The organism is Brevundimonas bacteroides DSM 4726, assembly GCF_000701445.1.
GTDB lineage: Bacteria > Pseudomonadota > Alphaproteobacteria > Caulobacterales > Caulobacteraceae > Brevundimonas > Brevundimonas bacteroides.
The window spans coordinates 305,221-324,476 of sequence record NZ_JNIX01000010.1 but is presented as its reverse complement, the minus strand read 5'-3'; the positions used below and the strand labels follow the sequence as shown (position 1 = coordinate 324,476).

18 protein-coding genes and 1 tRNA gene are annotated in these 19,256 nt (G+C 67.7%); 11 read left to right on the top strand and 8 right to left on the bottom strand.

The genetic code is table 11. The annotated features are described in order from the left end of the window. Positions 1–180: 180 nt before the first annotated feature. Together Q333_RS17655 and Q333_RS0111150 are read right to left on the bottom strand one after the other, a co-directional pair. The gene (locus tag Q333_RS17655; RefSeq protein WP_157072444.1) at positions 181–348 is read right to left on the bottom strand and encodes a hypothetical protein; all 168 of its coding nucleotides are present in this window, start codon (positions 346–348) and stop codon (positions 181–183) included. 87 nt (positions 349–435) lie between these two features. After that, a complete protein-coding gene (locus Q333_RS0111150) occupies positions 436–1,110 on the bottom strand; it encodes an OmpA family protein (protein ID WP_029416987.1) in 675 nt (224 codons plus the stop codon). Positions 1,111–1,354: 244 nt separating this feature from the next. Here Q333_RS0111150 and Q333_RS0111145 point away from each other — a divergent pair, with 244 nt between their 5' ends. Then, positions 1,355–2,266 (top strand): isopenicillin N synthase family dioxygenase, encoded by a 912-nt coding sequence (locus Q333_RS0111145; RefSeq protein WP_029416986.1) that lies wholly within the window; start codon positions 1,355–1,357, stop codon positions 2,264–2,266. Between the two features lie 4 nt (positions 2,267–2,270). Here Q333_RS0111145 and Q333_RS0111140 read toward each other — a convergent pair whose 3' ends face one another. After that, positions 2,271–3,260, bottom strand: coding sequence for a complex I NDUFA9 subunit family protein (locus Q333_RS0111140; RefSeq protein WP_029416985.1), 990 nt, complete (start codon positions 3,258–3,260; stop codon positions 2,271–2,273). A 177-nt stretch (positions 3,261–3,437) separates the two neighbouring features. Here Q333_RS0111140 and Q333_RS0111135 point away from each other — a divergent pair. From Q333_RS0111135 to Q333_RS0111100, 8 genes are all read left to right on the top strand, one after another. Further along, positions 3,438–3,524: transfer RNA gene (locus Q333_RS0111135), tRNA-Leu, on the top strand. Positions 3,525–3,633: 109 nt separating this feature from the next. Then, positions 3,634–4,752, top strand: a complete 1,119-nt coding sequence (locus Q333_RS0111130) for a CobW family GTP-binding protein (RefSeq protein WP_029416984.1) — start codon at positions 3,634–3,636, stop codon at positions 4,750–4,752. A gap of 10 nt (positions 4,753–4,762) precedes the next feature. Beyond that, entirely contained in the window at positions 4,763–5,440 is a 678-nt protein-coding gene (locus tag Q333_RS0111125; protein ID WP_029416983.1) for an SDR family NAD(P)-dependent oxidoreductase, read from the top strand. Continuing rightward, a complete protein-coding gene (locus Q333_RS0111120; RefSeq protein WP_029416981.1) occupies positions 5,437–6,414 on the top strand; it encodes a WD40 repeat domain-containing protein in 978 nt (325 codons plus the stop codon). Before Q333_RS0111125 ends, Q333_RS0111120 begins: the two co-directional genes overlap by 4 nt. Before the next feature lie 212 nt (positions 6,415–6,626). Further along, positions 6,627–7,334: a monofunctional biosynthetic peptidoglycan transglycosylase gene (gene mtgA / locus Q333_RS0111115; RefSeq protein ID WP_029416980.1), complete on the top strand. Its 708-nt coding sequence runs from the start codon at positions 6,627–6,629 to the stop codon at positions 7,332–7,334. Between the two features lie 128 nt (positions 7,335–7,462). Then, the gene (locus Q333_RS16580; RefSeq protein ID WP_084176008.1) at positions 7,463–9,157 is read left to right on the top strand and encodes a pilus assembly protein; all 1,695 of its coding nucleotides are present in this window, start codon (positions 7,463–7,465) and stop codon (positions 9,155–9,157) included. Positions 9,158–9,291: 134 nt separating this feature from the next. Further along, positions 9,292–10,986, top strand: a complete 1,695-nt coding sequence (locus tag Q333_RS0111105; protein ID WP_051651272.1) for a TadE/TadG family type IV pilus assembly protein — start codon at positions 9,292–9,294, stop codon at positions 10,984–10,986. Between the two features lie 71 nt (positions 10,987–11,057). Next, on the top strand, positions 11,058–11,411 hold the full coding sequence (locus Q333_RS0111100) for a DUF1428 domain-containing protein (RefSeq protein ID WP_029416975.1): 354 nt from the start codon (positions 11,058–11,060) through the stop codon (positions 11,409–11,411). A gap of 4 nt (positions 11,412–11,415) precedes the next feature. Here Q333_RS0111100 and Q333_RS0111095 read toward each other — a convergent pair whose 3' ends face one another. The 3 genes from Q333_RS0111095 to Q333_RS0111085 form a co-directional block, all read right to left on the bottom strand. Then, complete coding sequence (locus Q333_RS0111095) at positions 11,416–11,610, bottom strand: hypothetical protein (RefSeq protein WP_029416974.1); 195 nt, start codon at positions 11,608–11,610, stop codon at positions 11,416–11,418. A 120-nt stretch (positions 11,611–11,730) separates the two neighbouring features. Then, the gene (locus Q333_RS0111090) at positions 11,731–12,255 is read right to left on the bottom strand and encodes a BA14K family protein (protein ID WP_029416972.1); all 525 of its coding nucleotides are present in this window, start codon (positions 12,253–12,255) and stop codon (positions 11,731–11,733) included. 42 nt (positions 12,256–12,297) lie between these two features. After that, on the bottom strand, positions 12,298–12,798 hold the full coding sequence (locus Q333_RS0111085) for a hypothetical protein (RefSeq protein WP_029416971.1): 501 nt from the start codon (positions 12,796–12,798) through the stop codon (positions 12,298–12,300). A gap of 170 nt (positions 12,799–12,968) precedes the next feature. Between Q333_RS0111085 and Q333_RS0111080 the strand changes: the two genes are divergently transcribed. Then, complete coding sequence (locus tag Q333_RS0111080) at positions 12,969–14,171, top strand: threonine ammonia-lyase (RefSeq protein ID WP_029416969.1); 1,203 nt, start codon at positions 12,969–12,971, stop codon at positions 14,169–14,171. Then, positions 14,152–14,673: an FKBP-type peptidyl-prolyl cis-trans isomerase gene (locus tag Q333_RS0111075; protein ID WP_029416967.1), complete on the top strand. Its 522-nt coding sequence runs from the start codon at positions 14,152–14,154 to the stop codon at positions 14,671–14,673. The genes Q333_RS0111080 and Q333_RS0111075 overlap by 20 nt, the downstream gene beginning before the upstream one ends. On the opposite strand, the gene queG is transcribed toward Q333_RS0111075, so the two are convergent. Together queG and putA are read right to left on the bottom strand one after the other, a co-directional pair. Beyond that, positions 14,670–15,785, bottom strand: coding sequence for a tRNA epoxyqueuosine(34) reductase QueG (queG, locus tag Q333_RS0111070; protein ID WP_029416966.1), 1,116 nt, complete (start codon positions 15,783–15,785; stop codon positions 14,670–14,672). The two genes, Q333_RS0111075 and queG, sit on opposite strands and share 4 nt — an antisense overlap. 31 nt (positions 15,786–15,816) lie before the next feature. Further along, the gene (gene putA, locus Q333_RS0111065) at positions 15,817–18,954 is read right to left on the bottom strand and encodes a bifunctional proline dehydrogenase/L-glutamate gamma-semialdehyde dehydrogenase PutA (RefSeq protein WP_051651270.1); all 3,138 of its coding nucleotides are present in this window, start codon (positions 18,952–18,954) and stop codon (positions 15,817–15,819) included. Between the last annotated feature and the right edge of the window lie 302 nt (positions 18,955–19,256).

Genomic DNA, 19,256 nt, shown 5'->3' with positions numbered 1-19,256 from the left:
CGCCAGAACACAGGTCAACGGCAACTACCACGAACCCAGAGCCCTCAAACCCACCGCCAAAGCCCTCGCCAGAAGGTTCGCCGCAGCACGGTAGAAAGGGGCACCGTGGTGGTGCGGCCAGGGGCGTCGGAGGTTGAGGGTTGAAAAGCGCCGCGAGGGGTCGCCCGCGCGTGGGTCGCCTCAGCGCGAGACGAGAACCAGCGGAGCGGTGCGTGACTGCGCGGCAGACGCCGGATCAACGATCAAGGCCTGGCCGGCGGCAATGGTCAGGGCCGCCACGATGACGGCGGAAACGGTCGCGGCGAGCGCCATGCGCACGCCCTGCCCGACATCGCCGTCTTCGTCCATGCCCGCCCCCCGGATTCGCCCGCGACGAGAGGGACCACACACGGCCCGACGACGCAAGGCGTCGAACCGCGTGCGGCGGGATTTTCGTCAGCCGGTAAAGGGACGGATCAGGATTTCCACCCGACGGTTCTGGGCGCGGCCTTCGGCGGTGGCGTTCGACGCCACCGGCTCGCGCGACGAAACCCCTTCGATGAACAGGCGTTCGCGCAGCACACCTTGTCCGATCAGCGCGTCGGCCACGGCCAGCGCCCGGCGTTCGGACAGGGGCTGGTTGATGGCGTCGCCGCCCGAGCTGTCGGTATGGCCGCGGATGTCGACCAGCGAGCGGTCGTATTCCCGCAGCACGGATGCCACATCGGCCAGGACGGCGTTGAAGCGCGGCTCGATGTTGGACTGGTTCACCGCGAAGGTGACGTCCGACGGCATGCGCAGGATCAGGTTGTCGCCCTGACGCGCCACGCCGACGCCCGTGCCTGAAAGCTCGGCCTCCAGCGCGCGCTGCTGGCGATCCATATAGCTGCCGACCGCCGCGCCACCCAGGGCGCCGATACCAGCCCCGATCAGGGCGTTGCGACGACCTTGTTCGCCGTCCGAGGTGTTGGTTAGATAGCCCAGCACGGCACCGCCCAGCGCCCCGGCGATCGCCCCGGTCGCGGTGTTGTTGCGGCGCGGGGCCGAGGAATAGGGGTCGGTCGTGGTGCAGGCGGTCATGGCCAGCATGGCGGCGACGCCGACGCCGGTGACGATCAGGTTCATGCGCATGGTCTAGTCTCCAGGAAATGCCTTCCGGCGCGACAACGTCCGCTTATGGCCAAGGTTCCGCAAGCCGCCGCGCGCCATGCGGCATTCCCACGCCGCCGCGAGACTGCCAATTTGTCAGGCAAAGGCGTATGACACCCGACTTTCCGGCGTCCCCCTCTCGACGCCGCGCCATCGATGAGGCCCCGCCGTGACCGTCACCCTCGACGCCCCGACCCTTGAGAAGAAGGGCATCGTCCCCGTTTCCATGAGCCGCTACGACGCCGACTTCCAGGGCTTCAGCGACGACCTCGGCGCGTCCTTCAAGCGCTATGGCTTCGCGGTCGTGTCCGACCACGGCCTGGACGAAGGCGTCATGTCTCGCGCCATCGATGACGCCAAGGCCTTCTTCGCCCTGCCGGAAGAGGTCAAGCGCCGCTACCATGTGCCGGGAACCGGCGGGGCGCGCGGCCTGACGCCGTTCGGGGTCGAGGCCGCCAAGGGCGCCGCGACCGTCGATCTCAAGGAATTCTGGCACACCGGCCGCGAACTGCCGGAGGGTCATCCCTATCGCCAGTACATGCGCGACAACCTCTGGCCGACCGAAATCCCCGGCTTCCGGCAAGACGTCTACGGCATGTTCGAGGCGCTCGATGCGCTGGGCCGTCGCATCCTGAAGGCCATCGCGCGCTATCTGCAGCTCGGCGACGACTTCTTCGAGGACAAGGTCCAGCTGGGCAACAGCGTGCTGCGCATGCTGCACTATCCGCCGGTGCCGGCCGATGCCCCTGGCGTGCGAGCGGGCGCGCACGAGGACATCAACGTCATCACCCTTTTGCTCGGCGCCGAGGAAGCGGGCCTGCAGCTGAAGGACGCGGACGGCGAATGGCTGGACATCGCCCCACCGCCGGGCGCCCTGGTCGTCAACATCGGCGATATGCTGCAGCGGCTGACCAACCACGTCCTGCCGTCGACGACCCACCGCGTGGTCAATCCGGCGCCCGAGCGTCGCGGCTTCGCACGGTATTCGACGCCGTTTTTCCTGCACTTCAATCCGGACTACGTCATCGAGACCCTTCCAGGCACGATCACGCCGGAGACCCCGGATCGCTATGCGGGTCGCGCCATCATGGCCGAGGACTTCCTGACCGAGCGGCTGAAGGAAATCCGCCTGATCTGACCGATCAGGCGGGCAGTACTTCCGGATCCCTCGGATTGTCGGCGAACTGTCCGCCCCGGCGGTAGCGCCAGAGGTAGGACGGGGCGATGGCCTCCAGTCCCGTCGCCTCGATCCCGAGATCGGCCAGACCCAGCGCGCCCGGTGAGACCACATTGTCGGTCTTGAGCATCAGCACCTGATCCCGCGTCAGGACCGGCGCGATGCCGACCATCGCCGTCAGGCCCGCCACGCGGCCGAGCGTCGCCGCCGCGAACACTGGGATCGGGGCCAGCATCCGGCTCCGGTTCGTCTCGCGCAGGATGTAGGTCAGGATGTCCTTGAACGACCAGACGGCGGGGCCGCCCAGCTCATAGGTCTGGCCCCAGGCTTCCGGGCTCACGATGGCGCGGGCCACGGCCTCGGCGACGTCGCCGACATAGACGGGCTGGAACCGGGTCTTGCCGCCGCCGATCAGGGGCAGGGCGGGCGACATCGTGGCCATGGAGGCGAAACGGTTCAGGAATCCGTCCCCGGCCCCGAACACGATGGAGGGCCGCAGGATGGTCGCAGTCGGAAGCGCCGCCAGCACCGCCTGCTCGGCCTCGCCCTTGGTTCGGCCATATGCCGCTTCGGAGTTCGCATCGGCCCCGATGGCCGAGATGTGGACGAAGCGCGCGATGCCGGTGGCCGCGCAGGTCTGGGCGATCGTGCGGGCGCCCTCGACATGCGATTTGGCGAACTTGCCGCCCGGCCCCTCGAACAGCAGGCCGACCAGATTGACGGCGGCTTCGGCGCCCTTCAGCGCGGCCTCGACGTCGGCGGGCCGGGTGATGTCGCAGCGGACGGGCTGGATCTGGCCGACATCGCCGTTGACGCGCAGGTCCTGAGCCAGGTTCGGGCGGCGCACGGCCACCTTCACGCGCCAACCCTGACGGGCGAGCGCCCGCACCACCTGGGTCCCGACGAAGCCGGAACCGCCGAAGACGGTGACGAGGCCGGGGGTCGTGTCGCTCATGACGGCATCCTGCAAAGGCGTTCGGGCGTGGGGATAGACGATGGCCCGATCACCCGCAACGCGGGGCGGGGACGCAGGCGCCGCAAAACCTTCAAAAGCCGTGTTGACCGCGCCCATGCGCTGCCTTAAGGGTCCGCGCCTTCCGGTTCGGAACGCCGTCGCGGCGGATCGAAACGGGCCCAGATGGCGGAATTGGTAGACGCGCTGGCTTCAGGTGCCAGTGGCTGAAAGGCCGTGGAGGTTCGAGTCCTCTTCTGGGCACCATCTTCTCGAACGGCGTCGCATCCCAGCGGATGCGGCGCCGTTCGTCTTTGAAGTCCAGGCGGCGCTCGCGGGGCTTCCATTCCGGACCGCGCGGCCCCATGTCGCGCCCATGTCCGATCCCCGCATTCCCGTCACCGTGCTCACCGGCTATCTCGGCGCCGGCAAGACGACCCTGTTGAACCGCATCCTCACCGAGGACCACGGCAAGCGTTACGCCGTGATCGTCAATGAGTTCGGCGAGATCGGCATCGACAACGACCTGGTCGTCGGCGCCGACGAGGACGTGTTCGAGATGAACAACGGCTGCGTCTGCTGCACCGTGCGCGGCGACCTGATCCGCGTGGTCTCGGGCCTGATGAAGCGGCAGAAGCCGGGCGCGCCGACGTTCGACGCCATCATCGTGGAGACCACGGGTCTCGCTGATCCCGGCCCGGTCGCCCAGACCTTTTTCGTGGACGAGGACGTCAAGGCGAAGACCCGGCTGGACAGCGTCACGGCCCTGGTCGACGCCAAGCACATCATGGCGCGGCTCGACGACTCGAGGGAGGCCCGCGAGCAGGTCGCCTTCGCCGACCGCATCATCCTCAACAAGACCGACCTGGCGACGCCCGACGAAATGGCCGAGGTCGAGCGGCGTCTGCGCGGCCTGAACTCGCTCGCCCCGATCACCCGGGCCGAGCGTTCGAACGTTCCATTGGATCAAGTGCTGGACATCGGCGCCTTCGATCTGGAGCGGGTGCTGGACATCCACCCCGCCTTCGTGAACCCCGCCCATGGTGAAGACGGCCACGTCCACGACGAGCATTGTGGGCACGATCATCATCTTGGCCATGACCACCACGGTCACACACATGCGACGGACGTGAACTCAGCGGACTCAGTGGACGGTATTTCTCCGTCCGCTTCCGGACCGCGTGGGCACAATCATGCGGACGATATCCGTGGCATCTCCCTGTCGCTGGACCGGCCCATGAACGGGGTCAAGTTCACCCAGTGGCTGGACCAGCTTCTGGGCCAGCAGGGCCAGAACATCCTGCGCGCCAAGGGCATCATCGACGTCGCCGGCGAGGATCGTCGCCTGGTCTTCCAGGCCGTCCACATGATCCTGGAGGGCGACCTTCAGCGCGAGTGGGGCGCCACAGAGCGCCGCTGGAGCCGCGCGGTCTTCATCGGCCACGATCTGGACGAGGCTGAGTTGAAGGCGGGCTTCGAAGCCTGCGCTGCCTGAGGATAGAACCATGTCCATCCTGATCGTCGGCGCGTCGCGCGGGCTCGGCCTCGGCCTCGTCGCCGAGCATTTGAAGCGAGGCTTCGACGTCATCGCCACGGTGCGCAAGCCGGAGGACGAGGCGGCCCTGAGAGCCCTGCCGGGGGCCGAGCGCCTGACGCTTCACCTCGCCGATGTGACGTCCGACGCCGATGCCGCGCGCCTGGCCGCCGACCTGTCGCAGGGGCTGGAGGTCGTCTTCATCAACGCGGGCGTCTATGGCCCCTCCAGTGTGACCGAGGCCTCACTGGACGATCTGGACGCCGTCATGCGCACCAATGCCTTCGGGCCGATCCGTCTGGCCCATGCGCTCTTGGGACACGTGAAGCCCGGCACAGGCGTCTTGGCCCTCACGTCCAGTGTGATGGGATCGATCGCCGAGACCGAAAGCGGCTTTGGCGCGGTCTATCGCGCCACCAAGGCGGCCCAGAACAGTCTGGCCCGGTCGCTGTGGGCCGATGAAGGCCGCAAGGCCGGGATCACGGTTCTGTCTGTCCATCCCGGCTGGGTCAGGACCGACATGGGCGGCCCGGGCGCCGATATCGATATCGAGACCAGCGTCGCTGGCATGGCTGATCAACTGGCGGCCGCCGTGGGCCGGCATGACCACCGCTTCGTCGCCTACGACGGTCGCGAGATCGCCTGGTGAAATCCTTCCAGTTCGACGCCCAAGTCACGGCCATCCATTTCGAAGTCTCCGGCGCCGCCTTCGCGCTCGGCGACGGTTCGGTGAGATTCGAGGACGGGACGTTCGACGCCGTGCACGACGGCGCGGTCCTGTGCGCCGTCGTCCATCCGTCCGGCGAGGGGCTGGTCACCGGCGGCGACGACGGTCGGGTGATCTGGAGCCGCAAGGGCGAGGCGGGGGTCCTGGCCACCGCCAAGGGCTGGATCGATTCGATCGACGCCTCGGCCGAGTCCAGGCTGATCGCCTTCTCCTGCGGCCGGACGGTGTCGGTCATCGATGCGACCGACGCGGCATTCCGCCGGGATTTTGCCCATGAGCGGACGGTGTCGGGCGTGGCGTTCGACGCGAAGGGCCGCCGCGTGGCCGCCTCGACTTACGGCGGGGCCTGGCTCTGGTATGCCCGGATCGCCGACCAGAAGCCGACGAAGTTGAACTGGGCCGGGTCGCACACCGGCGTGGTCTTCTCGCCCGACGGGGCCTTCGTCATCACGACGATGCAGGACAACCAGCTGCACGGCTGGCGTCTGAAGGACGCCAAGGACCTGAGGATGGGCGGCTATCCGGCCAAGATCCGCAGCCTGGCCTTCCTGTCCAAGGGGCAGCTGATGGCGACGTCCGGCGCGCAAGGCGCGGTGCTGTGGCCTTTCGTCGGCGCCAACGGGCCGATGGGTCGAGAGGCATCCGAGATCGGGTTCGACGATACGACCCTCGTCACCCACGTCGCGGCCCGGATCGCGCATGGCCGACTGGCCGCCGGACTGGCCGATGGGCGGGTCTGGGTCGCCGATCCGGCGGCTCAGGGCCTCAACTTCATCAAGGCCGAGAAGGGCGCGCCGATCACGGCGCTCGCCCTCAGCCCGGACGCAACCCGGGTCGCCTGGGCCGATGAGGATGGGCGAGCGGGCGTCGCTGAGGTGGTCATCGACAACCTTTAGACCGACGACCTAGGCTGGTCCCTGGATCGGGGGATTCGAATGTCTGATGACGGCGCCAGACAGGGTCGGAGCATGGTTGCCGGGTGTCTTGCGGTTCTAATCCCTCTCGTCGTCGCTGGAGCCCTGCTGGCCGTGATCTTCGCCTGGAACGTCAACGCCACCGGTTGACCTCGGCGGTTGCGGCGAGGCGAGGTCGGCCCTAGCGTCGCCATATGGACGAGGGGGACCAGCCAGCATCGACGCCGCGCCGGAAAGGGCGGCCGATCCTGATCGCCCTGCTGGTTCTGGCGCTGCTGCCGCTGGGAGGCGTGCTGATCCACGCTGTCCTGCCGCCGCCCATCACGCTGCTCATGGCCCAGCGCGCCATGGCGGGGGAAGGCCTCGACTACCGCTGGCGCTCGTTGGACGAGATTTCGCCGCGGCTGGTCGCTGCCGCCATCGCCGCCGAGGACGCCCGCTTCTGCAGCCATCGCGGCTTTGACTTCGAGGCGATCGAACAGGCGATGAAGGCCAACGAGCAGGGCCGGCGCATGCGGGGTGGCTCGACCATCAGCCAACAGACGGCCAAGAACGTCTTCCTGTGGCCGGGCCGCGACTGGGTCCGCAAAGGGCTTGAGGCGGGCTACACCGTCCTGATCGAGACGGTCTGGGGCAAGCGGCGGATCATGGAGGTCTACCTCAACGTCGCCGAGATGGGCCCCGGAATCTATGGCGCCGAGGCCGCCGCCCAGCACTGGTTCGGCAAGTCAGCGTCGGACCTGTCGGCGCGCGAGGCGGCCCGATTGGCGGCCATCTTGCCCAGCCCGCGCCGCTACAACGCCGGATCGCCCGGCCCGTATGTGCGTCGTCGCGCCTCACGGATCCAGGCCGCTGCCAACACTGTCCGTAACGAGGGGCTCGGAGCCTGTGTCCTGGGCTGAGGCCGGCGCGGCCTAGGGCTGTGACCCCCGAAAGCTGCGGCTTTGCATCAAATTAACAGCTGCCTCGTAGTCTCGCTGATCGTCGGTCTTCCAGAGCAGGGGGCCACGCGTGGGGAAACGAGAGCAGAATGCGCGCTGACTTAAAGGCTACCGTCTTGCGGATCATCAGGCTTGGCCGTCGTCTGGCCACGGACACGGGCGGCAATATCGCGATCGTGTTTGCCCTGGTCTTGCCCCTGCTCATCATGATCACGCTCGGCGGCGTCGACATCAGCCGCGCCTCGACGGTGAAGATGAACCTCCAGGACGCCCTGGACGCCGCGACCCTGGCCGCTGCCCGATCGCAGTTCACCGACAATGCCCGGATCACCGAAGTCGGCATGAACGCACTCCGCGCCAACCTCGCGCCTTTCCCTGAGATTCAGCTTCTCGAGGGTCAAAGCAGCTTTCGTCTGAACACCACGACGGGCGCAGTGCAGGGTGATGCGATCGTCAGTGTCGACACTCTGGTGGCTGATATCGTCCTGCCGCCCTACGGGGCCGTCCTCGAGGACCGACTGCCGGTGCGCGCCCGGTCGGAGGTGCTGCGCTCGAACAACCGGATCGAGGTCGCTCTGGTCCTGGACAACACTGGCTCGATGGCCGGCCAGAAGCTGACCAACACCAAGGCGGCGGCCATCGACCTGATCAACCGGCTGGAGGCGGCGGACAACCGTTCGATCGAGGCCGACGCCATCAAGATCTCGCTGGTGCCCTTCTCCATGACCGTCAGGGTCGCCCAGGGCGGCACGTCCACGATCCCCAGCTACATGTCCAATGCGACCAATCACACCGGAGCTACGGGGTCGCTGGGCCTGTTCAGCACAGGCGTCGGCCGCTTCACCCTGTTCCAGGATCTGGGCACGACCTGGGGCGGCTGCGTCGAGGCGAGGCCCCAACCCTTCGACATTCGAGACACCGCGCCGACGACCAGCAATCAGGCGACGATGTTCGTGCCCTATTTCGCGCCTGATGAGCCGGACCGGGGCGACTATCCGAACGACTCGACCTGGCAGTCGTGGCTGAACAGCTCCAACTCGGACCAGAACGACTATCTGAACGACACCCCAACCAGCAGCTACGGGACGAGCAACGCCTCCAATCCGATGGGCGGCAACAGCGGGCGTCGGACGATGTTCTTCAACCGATTGAAGGAACGGTCGAAGTACAACACCACCAACCGACGCGGTGCGATGACCGCGGACTTCGGCCCCAACAACGGCTGCACGCTCCAGCCGATCATCCGCCTGACGGACAACTACAACGCCCTGCGCACCGCTGTGAACAATATGGTCGCGACGGGCAACACCAACGTGCCCCTGGGGGCCATGTGGGGGTGGCACACCTTGTCGCCCAACGCCCCCTTCGGCGACGGTCGTCCGTACGGCTCCGAGCGGCTGCAGAAGATCATCATCATCATGACTGACGGCGAGAACGTCATGTCGGACAACAACAGCCCCAATGACAGCTTCTACAACGGCCTCGGCTACATCTGGCAGGAGCGGCTGGGCATGGGCACCGGCAGCGACAGCGCGCGGCGCCAGCGCATGGACGAACGCTTCGATCATTCCGGCAACAGCCAGGAAGACCTGTGCGGGAACATGAAGGCGGCCGGGATCGAGGTCTATACGGTGGCCGTTCAGGTCGACACCCAGGCCCAGACGCTGATGCGTCGCTGCGCGTCGAGCAGCGACCACTACTTCCCCGTGAACAACGCGTCGGGCATCGGGGCGGCCTTCGACCGGATCGCAGGAGCCATCGAGAACCTGCGGATCTCGCGCTGAGCCACGGCTGCTCCGCGCCGCGAAGATTCAGCGGCGGTTAACCTTTGCCGCTGTCGGTTCCCTTAACTGCGTCCTGATACTCCAGTCGCCTGCGAGCTCTGTGAAGCTTGCCAGGGAGGACCATGAGGGCCGCCATGACCGTAGTCGAACTGATCCGCCGGGGCACCGAGCGCGCCGCGCTGTTGTTCGGCCGTGCGGGCCGCGACAAGGCCGGCAATGTCGCCGTCATCTTCGCCCTGGTGCTGCCGGTGCTGATCATGGTCACCCTGGGCGGGGTCGACATCAGTCGCGCTTCGACCGTGAAGATGAATCTCCAGGATGCCCTGGATGCTGCGACCCTGGCCGCCGCGCGCTCCCAGTTCACCGAGGACGACGACATCACCGAGGTCGGGCTGAACTCGCTGCGGGCCAATCTCGCCCCGTTCTCGGACATCGAACTTCTGGAGGGCCAGACGAGCTTCCGTCTCAACCCGGATACAGGCGCGGTGGAAGCGGATACCCGCGTCAGCGTCGACACCCTGGTGGCCGATATCGTGCTGCCGCCGTACGGAGCGGTCCTTGATGATCGCCTGCCGGTGCGGGCGCGCTCGGAGGTTTTGCGGTCCAACAACCGGATCGAGGTCGCGCTTGTGCTCGACAACACCGGCTCCATGGCCGGTCAGAAGCTGACCAACACCAAGGCGGCCGCCATCGACCTGATCAATCGGCTTGAAGCCGCCGACGGTCGCTCCATCGAGACCGACGCCATCAAGATTTCGCTGGTGCCGTTTTCCATGACCGTCCGGGTGCATCAGGGCGGCACGAACACGCCGCCGAGCTGGATGTCCAATGCGACGACCCACACGGGCGGCGGCGCCTGGAACGCCTCGACGAACCAATACAGCATGTTCAGCACCGCAATTGGCCGCTTCACCCTGTTCCAGAACCTGGGCACGACCTGGGGAGGGTGCGTGGAGGCTCGGCCCCAACCATTCGACATCCGCGACACCGCGCCGTCGGTCGGCGATCAGAACTCGATGTTCGTGCCCTTCTTTGCCCCGGACGAGCCGGACCGCAACGACTACCCCAATCACTCGACCTGGACGGGCTGGCAGTATGAGGGCAACAACTACCGCGACGACGGTCGCCCCGGGTCGACCGCGACCAATCCTTGGACAAGTCCCAACGTGGCGCAAAAGCGCGCCGATGAATGGTTTGCGCGCGTGCGCAACACCGCCAAGTACGTCAACACCCCGGGGCTGAACACCGGGTTCGGTCCCAACAAGGGCTGCGATCTCCAGCCTATCATCCGCCTTACGGACGACTACGATGCCCTGCGGACAGCGGTGAACGCCATGATCGCGAGCGGCAACACCAACGTGCCGCTGGGTGCCATGTGGGGCTGGCATACCCTGTCGCCCAACGCGCCTTTCGGCGATGGCCGCCCGTACAACTCCGAGCGGCTGCAGAAGATCATCATCATCATGACGGACGGCGAGAACGTCATGACGGACAACACCAGCCCGAACGACAGTTCATACAACGGACTCGGCTACATCTGGCAGAACCGGCTGGGGATCACCTCGGGCAACGACGCCACCCGGCGCACCCGGATGGACAACCGGATGGATCATCCGAGCGACGGCAACGAGGACCTGTGCGGCAACATGAAGGCCAGCGGCATACAGGTGTACACGGTGGCCGTGCAGGTCGATACCCAGGCCCAGACCCTGATGCGTCGCTGCGCGTCCAGCGCCGATCACTACTTCCCGGTCAACAGCGCGTCCGGCATCGGCGCGGCCTTCGACCGGATCGCCGGGGCCATCGAGAACCTGCGCATCTCGCGCTGACGCCCTGATGGCCGAAACGGTCTTGCGGCGGCTCCGACCTTCCTCCACGGTCGCCCTTGGGAGGATCGACCATGACCTATGTGACCGGCTTTCTGACCCCGGTTAAGGCGGAAGATCGGGATCGCTATTTGCGCTCGGCCGAAGCCTGCTGGCCCTTCTTCAAGAAGAATGGCTGCCTTCACCATCATGAGACCTGGGGCGTCGACATCCCCGATGGTCACACCACCGACTTCAACCGCGCCGTGAAGAAGGAACAGGGCGAGGCCGTGGTGCTCGCCTGGCTGGTCTGGCCGGACAAGGCGACGGCCGACGCCGCCTGGAAGGCGATGGAGACCGACCCGGACATGCAGAATCTCGACATGCCGTTCGACGGCAAGCGGATGATCTGGGGCGGGTTCGAGACGATCTTCGAACGCTCGGCCTGACCGGTCAGCCGGTCAGGCCCGGCGTCATCATGGCGGCCAGGGTGACCAGTCCGCCCAGCGCTGTGACACCCGCGCCGGCAGCGAAGATCAACACGGCGCGGGCCTTGCGGCGGCGCATGCCACCGGTCCGCACCTTGCGGATCACGAGCGGCGGCGTGCGGTTGAAGGCTTCCGAACCGACGATGTTGTGCTGGGACATGAACGCGCTCCCTGAGACTGGCCGTCCGAATGGACGCGCCGACAAGCAGGGCGGGCGGGGCCGAAAGATGGCGAACGGCGTTCAGGCGCGAATCCGTGATCGGATAAACGCTGGTCTGGTCTAGCCGCAGAACACCAGCCGACCAGAATAGGCGCGGTAGTAGCCGCTGACCGGATCGTAAGTCCGATAGGTCGCCGCGCACCAGGCCGTGCGGTTCGGATCGCGCCAGCCCCTGCCGGGATGGCCGACCTGACTGGCGTAGCCGCTGCCGGGATAGACCTGATCGGGACGACCATAGGCACCCCAGTACTGGGTTCCCTGATTGTAGGGCTGATAGACGTATCCGCCAGAACGATGGTGACCGCTGCGCCCGTAGGACCGGTAGCCATGGCCGGAGCTGCGGTGGCGCACGAACGGCCGCTGATCTCTCCAGGAGGCATCGCAGTCATCCCGGCCGCGATCCCAGTAAGCGTCGCAGCGATAGTCGCCGGGTCGATCCGCCTGGCCGTTGTAGTCCAAGCCGCCGCCGTGGCTGGACCATGTGCGGGAGCCTTGCGCCGCTGGGTCGTAGCCGCGCAAGTGCTGGGCGGCCGCAGGCGTCGCGAAAAGGGTGGACGCAATCAGAACGGCGCCGACAACCTTCATTTGGGAAGCCTCCAGAATGCGGGACCGGCCCGCGGATTGGATCTAAAGCGTGACTGCGGCGGTTGTGGCCTGGCGGGTGCGGATGTAGCGCATCAGCACCGTGCGATCGCCGCCTGCACTGACCGGGGCGATCAGGAACCAGCCACCGTCGGGCAGACCTTCGAACCGGAAGCGGCCGTCCCGGCACGTCGTGGAGCGGACGTAGGAGCGATAGTCGGCGTTCGGATCGGCCACCGTCCGGGCCCGCACCACGGCCTCGGGCACCGCGGCACTGTCGGTCGAGCCATAGAGGGTCTGGAACCGCTGGCGGGTGTAGGGGGTGTCGGGCGTCAGGGCGACCGAGCCGGTGCAGGCGAAGGCCTGGCCGTCCAGGCGATAGGCGACGCGGCCATCGACGGAGGCCGATCCGCTCTGCGCCGACCAAGCGAAATCCGATGCGACGAAGGGGGCCGGGCCGCTGATCATCCCCGGACCGGGCGTGGGCGCGCAGGCGGCCAGGGCCGAGACGGCGGCGAGGGAAACAAGGGCGGTGCGGACGGACATGGCGCTCTCTGGAACGGTTCGAATGGTTCGCTTCACGGGCGAGCCCAGATGACGCCCAACGCGGGCGCAAGGTCAAGGTTGCGACCTGTCGTGGCGGGCGCCACAAGGCCGGATCAGATGACGGCCGGACGCGAGGCGAACCGGACCGCGAGGAAGGCTACAGGACCCTCATGACAGTCGTGTTTTCGGACATACAGGCGGCACAGGCGCGCATCGCGGGTCAGGTCGACCGTACCCCCGTGCGCCACTCGCGCCGTCTGTCCCAACTGACGGGTGCCGAAGTTTGGGTGAAGTACGACAACCTGCACTTCACCGGCAGCTTCAAGGAGCGGGGAGCCCTCAACCGGCTTCTGTCGCTGACGCCGGACGAGCGCAGGCGGGGCGTGGTGGCGGCCAGCGCTGGTAATCACGCCCAGGCTCTCGCCTATCACGGCGGTCGGCTGGGCATCCCCGTGACGATCGTCATGCCCGAGGGCACGCCCTTCACCAAGATCGACGGCACGCGCAGCCATGGGGCGACGGTGGTGATCGAGGGGGCCGACTTCACCGGCTCCACCGCCGAGGCCCACAGGCTCCGGGACGAGAAGGGCTACGTCTTCATCTCCGCCTTCGATGACGAGGGCATCGTCACCGGCCAGGGCGTCTGCGCCATCGAGTTCCTCGAGGATGCGCCCGACCTCGATGCCCTCATCATCCCGATCGGTGGCGGCGGCCTGATCGCGGGCTGCGCCATCGCCGCCAAGGCGATGAAGCCGGGCATCGAGATCTATGGCGTCGAGGCGGCCATGTATCCGTCCTTCACCGCGAAGCGCAGAGGCGAGACGCCGAAATGCGGCGGGGCCACCATCGCCGAGGGCATCGCCATCAAGGCCGTCGGCGATATCCCGTTCGCCCTGGCCGACCCGCTGGTCGACGACGTGATGGTCTGTGACGAGCCGGACTTCGAAAAGGCCGTGGCCTTCTTCGCCACCCTGGAAAAGACGGTGGCTGAGGGTGCAGGGGCCGGAGGTCTCGCGGCTCTGCTGCGCTATCCGGAGCGGTTCCGGGGCAGAAAGGTCGGCATCGTCCTGTGCGGTGGCAACATCGACGCGCGCATGCTGGCGGTGGTGCTGAACCGCGAGATGGTCCGGGAACGGAGATTGATCGTCTATCGCATCCTGTCCGACGATCGGCCGGGCATCCTGTCGGCCATGGCAGCGGTCATCGGCGACGTCGGCGGCAACATCATCGACGTGGTGCACAACCGCCTGGCGCTGGACGTACCGGCCAAGGGGGCGGAGTTCGACATCATGGTCGAAACGCGCGATAGCGCCCACGCCGACGAGATCGGACAGGCTTTGAGGGACAAGGGCTATGCGCTTCGGATGGGCTAGTGTCGCGGTCGCGGCGACCCTGGGTCTTACAGCCTGCGGGGCAGGCGATACGGGTGTCGACGCCGAGGCCAATGCCCGGGCGGCGGCGTTCTTCCTGGAGTCGAACGCCAAGGAAGAGGGCGTGCAGACGACCGAGAGCGGCCTGCAATACAAGGTCGTCCAATCGGGTCCGTCCGGCGCGGTCAGCCCGGATCGGAACGACCTGGTCCGGGTCGATTATGAAGGCTCGCTGACCGACGGCACGGTGTTCGACAGCTCCTTCTCGCGGGGCCAACCTTATGTGACCACCGCCGAGCAGGTCGTGCCTGGCTGGACCGAGGCCCTGCAACGCATGAAGGTCGGCGACGAGTGGATTCTCTATGTTCCGCCAGCGCTCGGTTATGGCGAACAGGGGCAGGGGACGGACATTCCGCCGAACTCGGTGCTGGTGTTCCGGATCAAGCTTCTGGATGTCGCCCCAGTGCCGGGCGGCGGACGCGGCGTGGGCCTGGCGGCGGGCTAGGCGACGGACCTCCACTCTTCGGAGACCGAGAGGTCGGACTCTCCCGCGATTGACCGGCTTCGCAAGGCGTCGAAGTCCGCCGGGGACAGCAGCCGGGACAGCGCCCAAACGGCTGCGCCGCGTACCAGGGGCGACGGGTCGTTCAGCAAGACGCGGGCGCTTTCGACCAGGTCCGGATCTCCGCTGTTGCCCATGGCGTAGAGGACGTTGCGGAGGAAGCGGTCGCGGCCGATGCGCTTGATCGGGCTCTTCGAGAACAGGGCGCGGAAGGCGGCGTCATCCAGCGCTGCGAGGTCGGCCAGCAGCGGCGACACCAGGGCCTCTCGGGCCGTGAGCCGCGCCTCGCGTGCCGCATCAGCGAACTTGTTCCAGGGGCAGACGGCCAGGCAGTCGTCGCAGCCGTAGATGCGCGAGCCTGCCGCCAGGCGGAACTCGACCGGCCAAGGTCCGGCGTGCTCGATGGTCAGGTAGGAGAGGCACCGCCGCGCATCCAGCTGGAACGGCGCGGGGAAAGCTGCCGTCGGGCAGGCGTCCAGACAGGCCGTGCAGGTGCCGCAGTGTTCCGTTTCCGGCGGATCGGGCTCGATCTCGGCGGCGGTCAGGATGACGCCGAGGAACAGCCAGTTGCCGTGCTCGCGGCTGAGCAGATTGGTGTGCTTGCCCTGCCAGCCGACGCCGGCGCGCTGGGCCAGCGGCTTTTCCATCAGGGGGGCGGTGTCGACGAAGACCTTGACCTCGGCACCGAGGCGCGCGGCGAGCTGCCCCGCCAGAGTCTTCAGCCGACCCTTGATGACCTCGTGATAGTCGTCGCCCCGGGCATAGACCGAGATGTAGCCCGCCGAGCGATCCTCCAGTTCGGCAAGGGGGTCGGCGGGCGGGCCATAATTCATGCCGAGCACGACAGCGGTGCGCGCCTCGTCCCACATGGCCGTGGGATGGCTGCGGCGATCCAGGGTGGTCTCCATCCAGCCCATCTCGCCGTGGCGACCGGCCTCGACGAAATGGCGCAGGCGCTCGCCCGCGGACCAGGGCTCCGCCGCCGAGGCGAAGCGGCAGACGTCGAAGCCGAGCTCGGCGGCCCTGGCGCGCAGGATGTCGCGGAGGTCGGTCACGACGGCCCTGGGGCCTCCTGCGCGGGCGGGGTCAGAGGTTGAGCAGGGCGGGGTCGCCGCCCTGGGCGGAGATGTTGTTCGAGATGGCCTTTTCCGACGCATAGCGGATCAGGCTGTAGGGACCGCCCGCCTTGGGGCCGGTGCCCGACAGGCCCTCGCCGCCGAAGGGCTGGACGCCGACCACCGCGCCGATGATCGAGCGGTTGATGTAGACGTTGCCGGCGGGGACCAGGCGCGCCACCTCCTCGGCGAAGGCCTCGATGCGGGAGTGGACGCCCAGCGTCAGGCCATAGCCGCGGGCGGCCAGCTTCGCCGCCGTCTCCTTCAGTTTCGACGGCTCGTAGCGGCAGACGTGGAGGATGGGGCCGAAGACCTCGCGTTCAAGATAGTCGGGAGTCGGCACCTCGGCGATGGTCGGGGCGAAGAGGTGGCCCTTCTCGGCGCCGGCGGGCAGGGCGGCGCGGGCGATTATCTTCGCGTCGCCTTCCAGGCGCTTGAGGTGGGCCTCCAGCATGGCCTTGGCGTCGGCGTCGATGACCGGGCCGATGTCGGTGGAGGGGTCGGACGGATCGCCGACGACTTGGGCCGCCAGCGCCCCCTTCAAGCCCTCGATCAGGGCGTCGGCGGCGTCGTGAGGGACGTAGAGCAGGCGCAAGGCCGAGCACCGCTGACCCGACGATCCGAAGGCCGACAGGATGACGTCGTCGATCACCTGTTCCTTGAGCGCCGTGGTGTCCACGAACATGCCGTTCAGCCCGCCCGTCTCGGCGATGAAGGGGATGATCGGGCCGGGGCGATTGGCCAGCGAGCGGTTGATGGCCGTCGCCGTATCCGTGCCGCCGGTGAAGGCGACGCCGTCGATGCCGGGGTGAGAGACGAGCTTGGCCCCGACCGTCTCGCCACGACCGGGGACCAGCGCCAGCAGATCCGGATCGAGACCGGCCTTGATGTATAGGCGCACGGCCTCCGCCGCGATCAGGGGCGTCTGTTCGGCGGGCTTGGCCAGCACAGCGTTGCCTGCGGCCAGCGCCGCTGCGATCTGGCCGGTGAAGATGGCGAGCGGGAAGTTCCACGGCGAGATGCAGGCGAAGACGCCCCGGCCGTGCAGGACCAACTGGTTGATCTCGCCCACCGGGCCCTTCAGCGGCTGGGGTCCTCCGAAGTCGCGCTCGGCCAGCATGGCGTAGTAGCGGCAGAAGTCCGCGGCCTCACGCACCTCGGCCACTCCGTCGTTCAGCGTCTTGCCCGCCTCGCGGCTCAGGAGCGCGACGAGGCGATCCAGGTCCGCCTCCAGCGCATCGGCCATGGCGCGCAGGACGGGCGCGCGACCGGAACCGCCTTTACGATCCCACGCCACCTGGGCGCGGGCGGCGGCGTTCACTGCGGCGTCGAGGTCGGCCTCGGTGGCTTCGGAGACGTGGCCCAGCACCTGGGTCGTGTCGAACGGGTTGGTCACGGCCTGCGGGTTCGTTCCGGCCAGCAGCTTGCCGCCGATCAGGGGGCCGGAGGTGAGCTTCTCGGCATCGACCTTGGCCAGGGCGGCCGCGTGGCGCTCGCGGTCGGCGCGTTGGGAGTAGTCGCGGCCGAGCGAGTTCTGGCGATCCATGTACATGTCCTTGGGCGTGGGGATCTTGGCGTGGCGGTCGGGGTGGGCCTCGACGCTAGCGATGGGGTCGGCGGCGACGGCGGAGGCTGGCACCCGCTCGTCCAGCAGGGCATGGACGAATGAAGAGTTGGCGCCGTTCTCCAGCAGGCGGCGGACCAGATAGGGGAGCAGATCCTCATGCCCGCCGACGGGCGCATAGGCGCGGACCGTCACGGCGCCGAACGTCTCGAAGGCCGCGTCGTAAAGCGCCTCGCCCATGCCGTGCAGGCGCTGGAACTCGATTTTCACCCCCTTGTCGCGGGCCATGCGGTGGACGGCGGCCAGCGAATGGGCGTTGTGGGTGGCGAACTGGGAATAGAGGTGCGGGGCGGCCTCGATCATGGCGCGGGCGCAGACGAGGTAGTTCAGGTCCGTCGCCGCCTTGGTCGTGAAGACGGGATAGTCGGTGCGACCGAACACCTGGGCGCGTTTGATCTCGGTGTCCCAGTAGGCGCCCTTCACCAGCCGGACCATCAGGCGGCGGCCGGACGTCCGGGCCAGTTCGGCGACGCGGCCGATGACCTCGGGGCCACGCTTCTGATAGGCCTGAACGGCTAGGCCGAGGCCCTTCCAGTCGCCCAGACTGGGCTCATGGGCGAGGCGGTCCAGCAGCTTAAGCGAAAGGGCCAGCCGGTCGGCTTCCTCCGCGTCCATGGTGAAGTTGATGTCGGCGTCGGCCGCGATCTTCGCCAGCCGCAGGACGCGCGGATAGAGCTCGGCCCAGACGCGGGCTTCCTGCGTCGCCTCATAGCGGGGCGACAGGGCCGACAGCTTGACCGAGACGCCGTGGCCGCTCTCGGGGCCCTGACCCCTGGCCGTCTTGCCCACCGCCGTGATGGCGTCGGCGTAGATGCGTTCGTAGCGGACGGCGTCGGCGTCGGTGCGGGCGCCCTCGCCCAGCATGTCGAAGGAGCAGAGCCAGCCCTCGCGGTCGGCGCGCTTCAGCGCCGCCTCGATGGTGCGGCCGACCACGAACTGCTCGCCCATGATCTTGACCGCCGTGGCCACGGCCTGACGGATGACGGGCTCGCCCAGGCGGCCGGCGATGCGCTTGAGGAAGCCCGGCAGGTCGGACTTGGCCTGATCGTCGGCGTCGACCAGCTTGCCCGTCAGCATCAGGCCCCAGGTGGAGGCGTTGACGAACAGGCTGTCGGACTGGCCGAGGTGGCTGGCCCAGTCGGCGGACCCGATCTTCTCCGCGATCAGCCGATCGCGCGTCTCCTCGTCGGGGGTGCGCAGCAGGGCCTCGGCCAGGCACATGAGGGCCAGGCCCTCGCGCGTGCCCAGCGAGAACTCCTGCAGGAAGCTCTCGACCACGCCCTGCTTCTTCTGGCTGCGGCGGGCGTGCTCGACCAGTTTGACGGCCTCGGCGACGACGGCGGGGCGGGCGGCAGGGTCCAGCGGCATGGAAGCCAGCAGCCCGCGGACCACCGTCGGTTCGTCGGCGAACTTGCCGTGATCCAGCGCGTCCCAATCCTGGGTCAGGGCGAGGGATCCGAGCGGCGGGGCGACATGGGCGTTCATGGGCGGCTTCTTAGGCTTCGACCGGCGCGGGGGGAAGACGAGCGAGAGGTCGCGAAATCCCGTCCACAGAGTGCAAGGCGTGCAAGGCGTACATGGAGTGTATGGAGTCCATGGAGTCTCGACAGTCCACGTCGTCCTCGCAGTGCATTCAAACCCCCCTCCGGATTGTCGGGCCATCGGTCTGGATGATGGTAGGTGATCGTTGCGACAAAAGCGGTCGTAGGCCTGTCACCGGTTCACAAGAGGCCATGGTGCGGTTGACAGAGCGTCTGACTGACGGCCAAGCGGCGTGCCAGGCTGGA

Excerpts from the sequence above, each read along its gene's own strand:
- Q333_RS17655 (WP_157072444.1), bottom strand. The coding sequence starts at position 348 with ATGGACGAAGACGGCGATGTCGGGCAGGGCGTGCGCATGGCGCTCGCC.
- Q333_RS0111150 (WP_029416987.1), bottom strand. The coding sequence starts at position 1,110 with ATGCGCATGAACCTGATCGTCACCGGCGTCGGCGTCGCCGCCATGCTG.
- Q333_RS0111145 (WP_029416986.1), top strand. The coding sequence starts at position 1,355 with ATGAGCCGCTACGACGCCGACTTCCAGGGCTTCAGCGACGACCTCGGC.
- Q333_RS0111140 (WP_029416985.1), bottom strand. The coding sequence starts at position 3,260 with ATGAGCGACACGACCCCCGGCCTCGTCACCGTCTTCGGCGGTTCCGGC.
- Q333_RS0111130 (WP_029416984.1), top strand. The coding sequence starts at position 3,634 with ATGTCCGATCCCCGCATTCCCGTCACCGTGCTCACCGGCTATCTCGGC.
- Q333_RS0111125 (WP_029416983.1), top strand. The coding sequence starts at position 4,763 with ATGTCCATCCTGATCGTCGGCGCGTCGCGCGGGCTCGGCCTCGGCCTC.
- mtgA (WP_029416980.1), top strand. The coding sequence starts at position 6,627 with ATGGACGAGGGGGACCAGCCAGCATCGACGCCGCGCCGGAAAGGGCGG.
- Q333_RS16580 (WP_084176008.1), top strand. The coding sequence starts at position 7,463 with ATGCGCGCTGACTTAAAGGCTACCGTCTTGCGGATCATCAGGCTTGGC.
- Q333_RS0111105 (WP_051651272.1), top strand. The coding sequence starts at position 9,292 with ATGACCGTAGTCGAACTGATCCGCCGGGGCACCGAGCGCGCCGCGCTG.
- Q333_RS0111100 (WP_029416975.1), top strand. The coding sequence starts at position 11,058 with ATGACCTATGTGACCGGCTTTCTGACCCCGGTTAAGGCGGAAGATCGG.
- Q333_RS0111095 (WP_029416974.1), bottom strand. The coding sequence starts at position 11,610 with ATGTCCCAGCACAACATCGTCGGTTCGGAAGCCTTCAACCGCACGCCG.
- Q333_RS0111090 (WP_029416972.1), bottom strand. The coding sequence starts at position 12,255 with ATGAAGGTTGTCGGCGCCGTTCTGATTGCGTCCACCCTTTTCGCGACG.
- Q333_RS0111085 (WP_029416971.1), bottom strand. The coding sequence starts at position 12,798 with ATGTCCGTCCGCACCGCCCTTGTTTCCCTCGCCGCCGTCTCGGCCCTG.
- Q333_RS0111080 (WP_029416969.1), top strand. The coding sequence starts at position 12,969 with ATGACAGTCGTGTTTTCGGACATACAGGCGGCACAGGCGCGCATCGCG.
- Q333_RS0111075 (WP_029416967.1), top strand. The coding sequence starts at position 14,152 with ATGCGCTTCGGATGGGCTAGTGTCGCGGTCGCGGCGACCCTGGGTCTT.
- putA (WP_051651270.1), bottom strand. The coding sequence starts at position 18,954 with ATGAACGCCCATGTCGCCCCGCCGCTCGGATCCCTCGCCCTGACCCAG.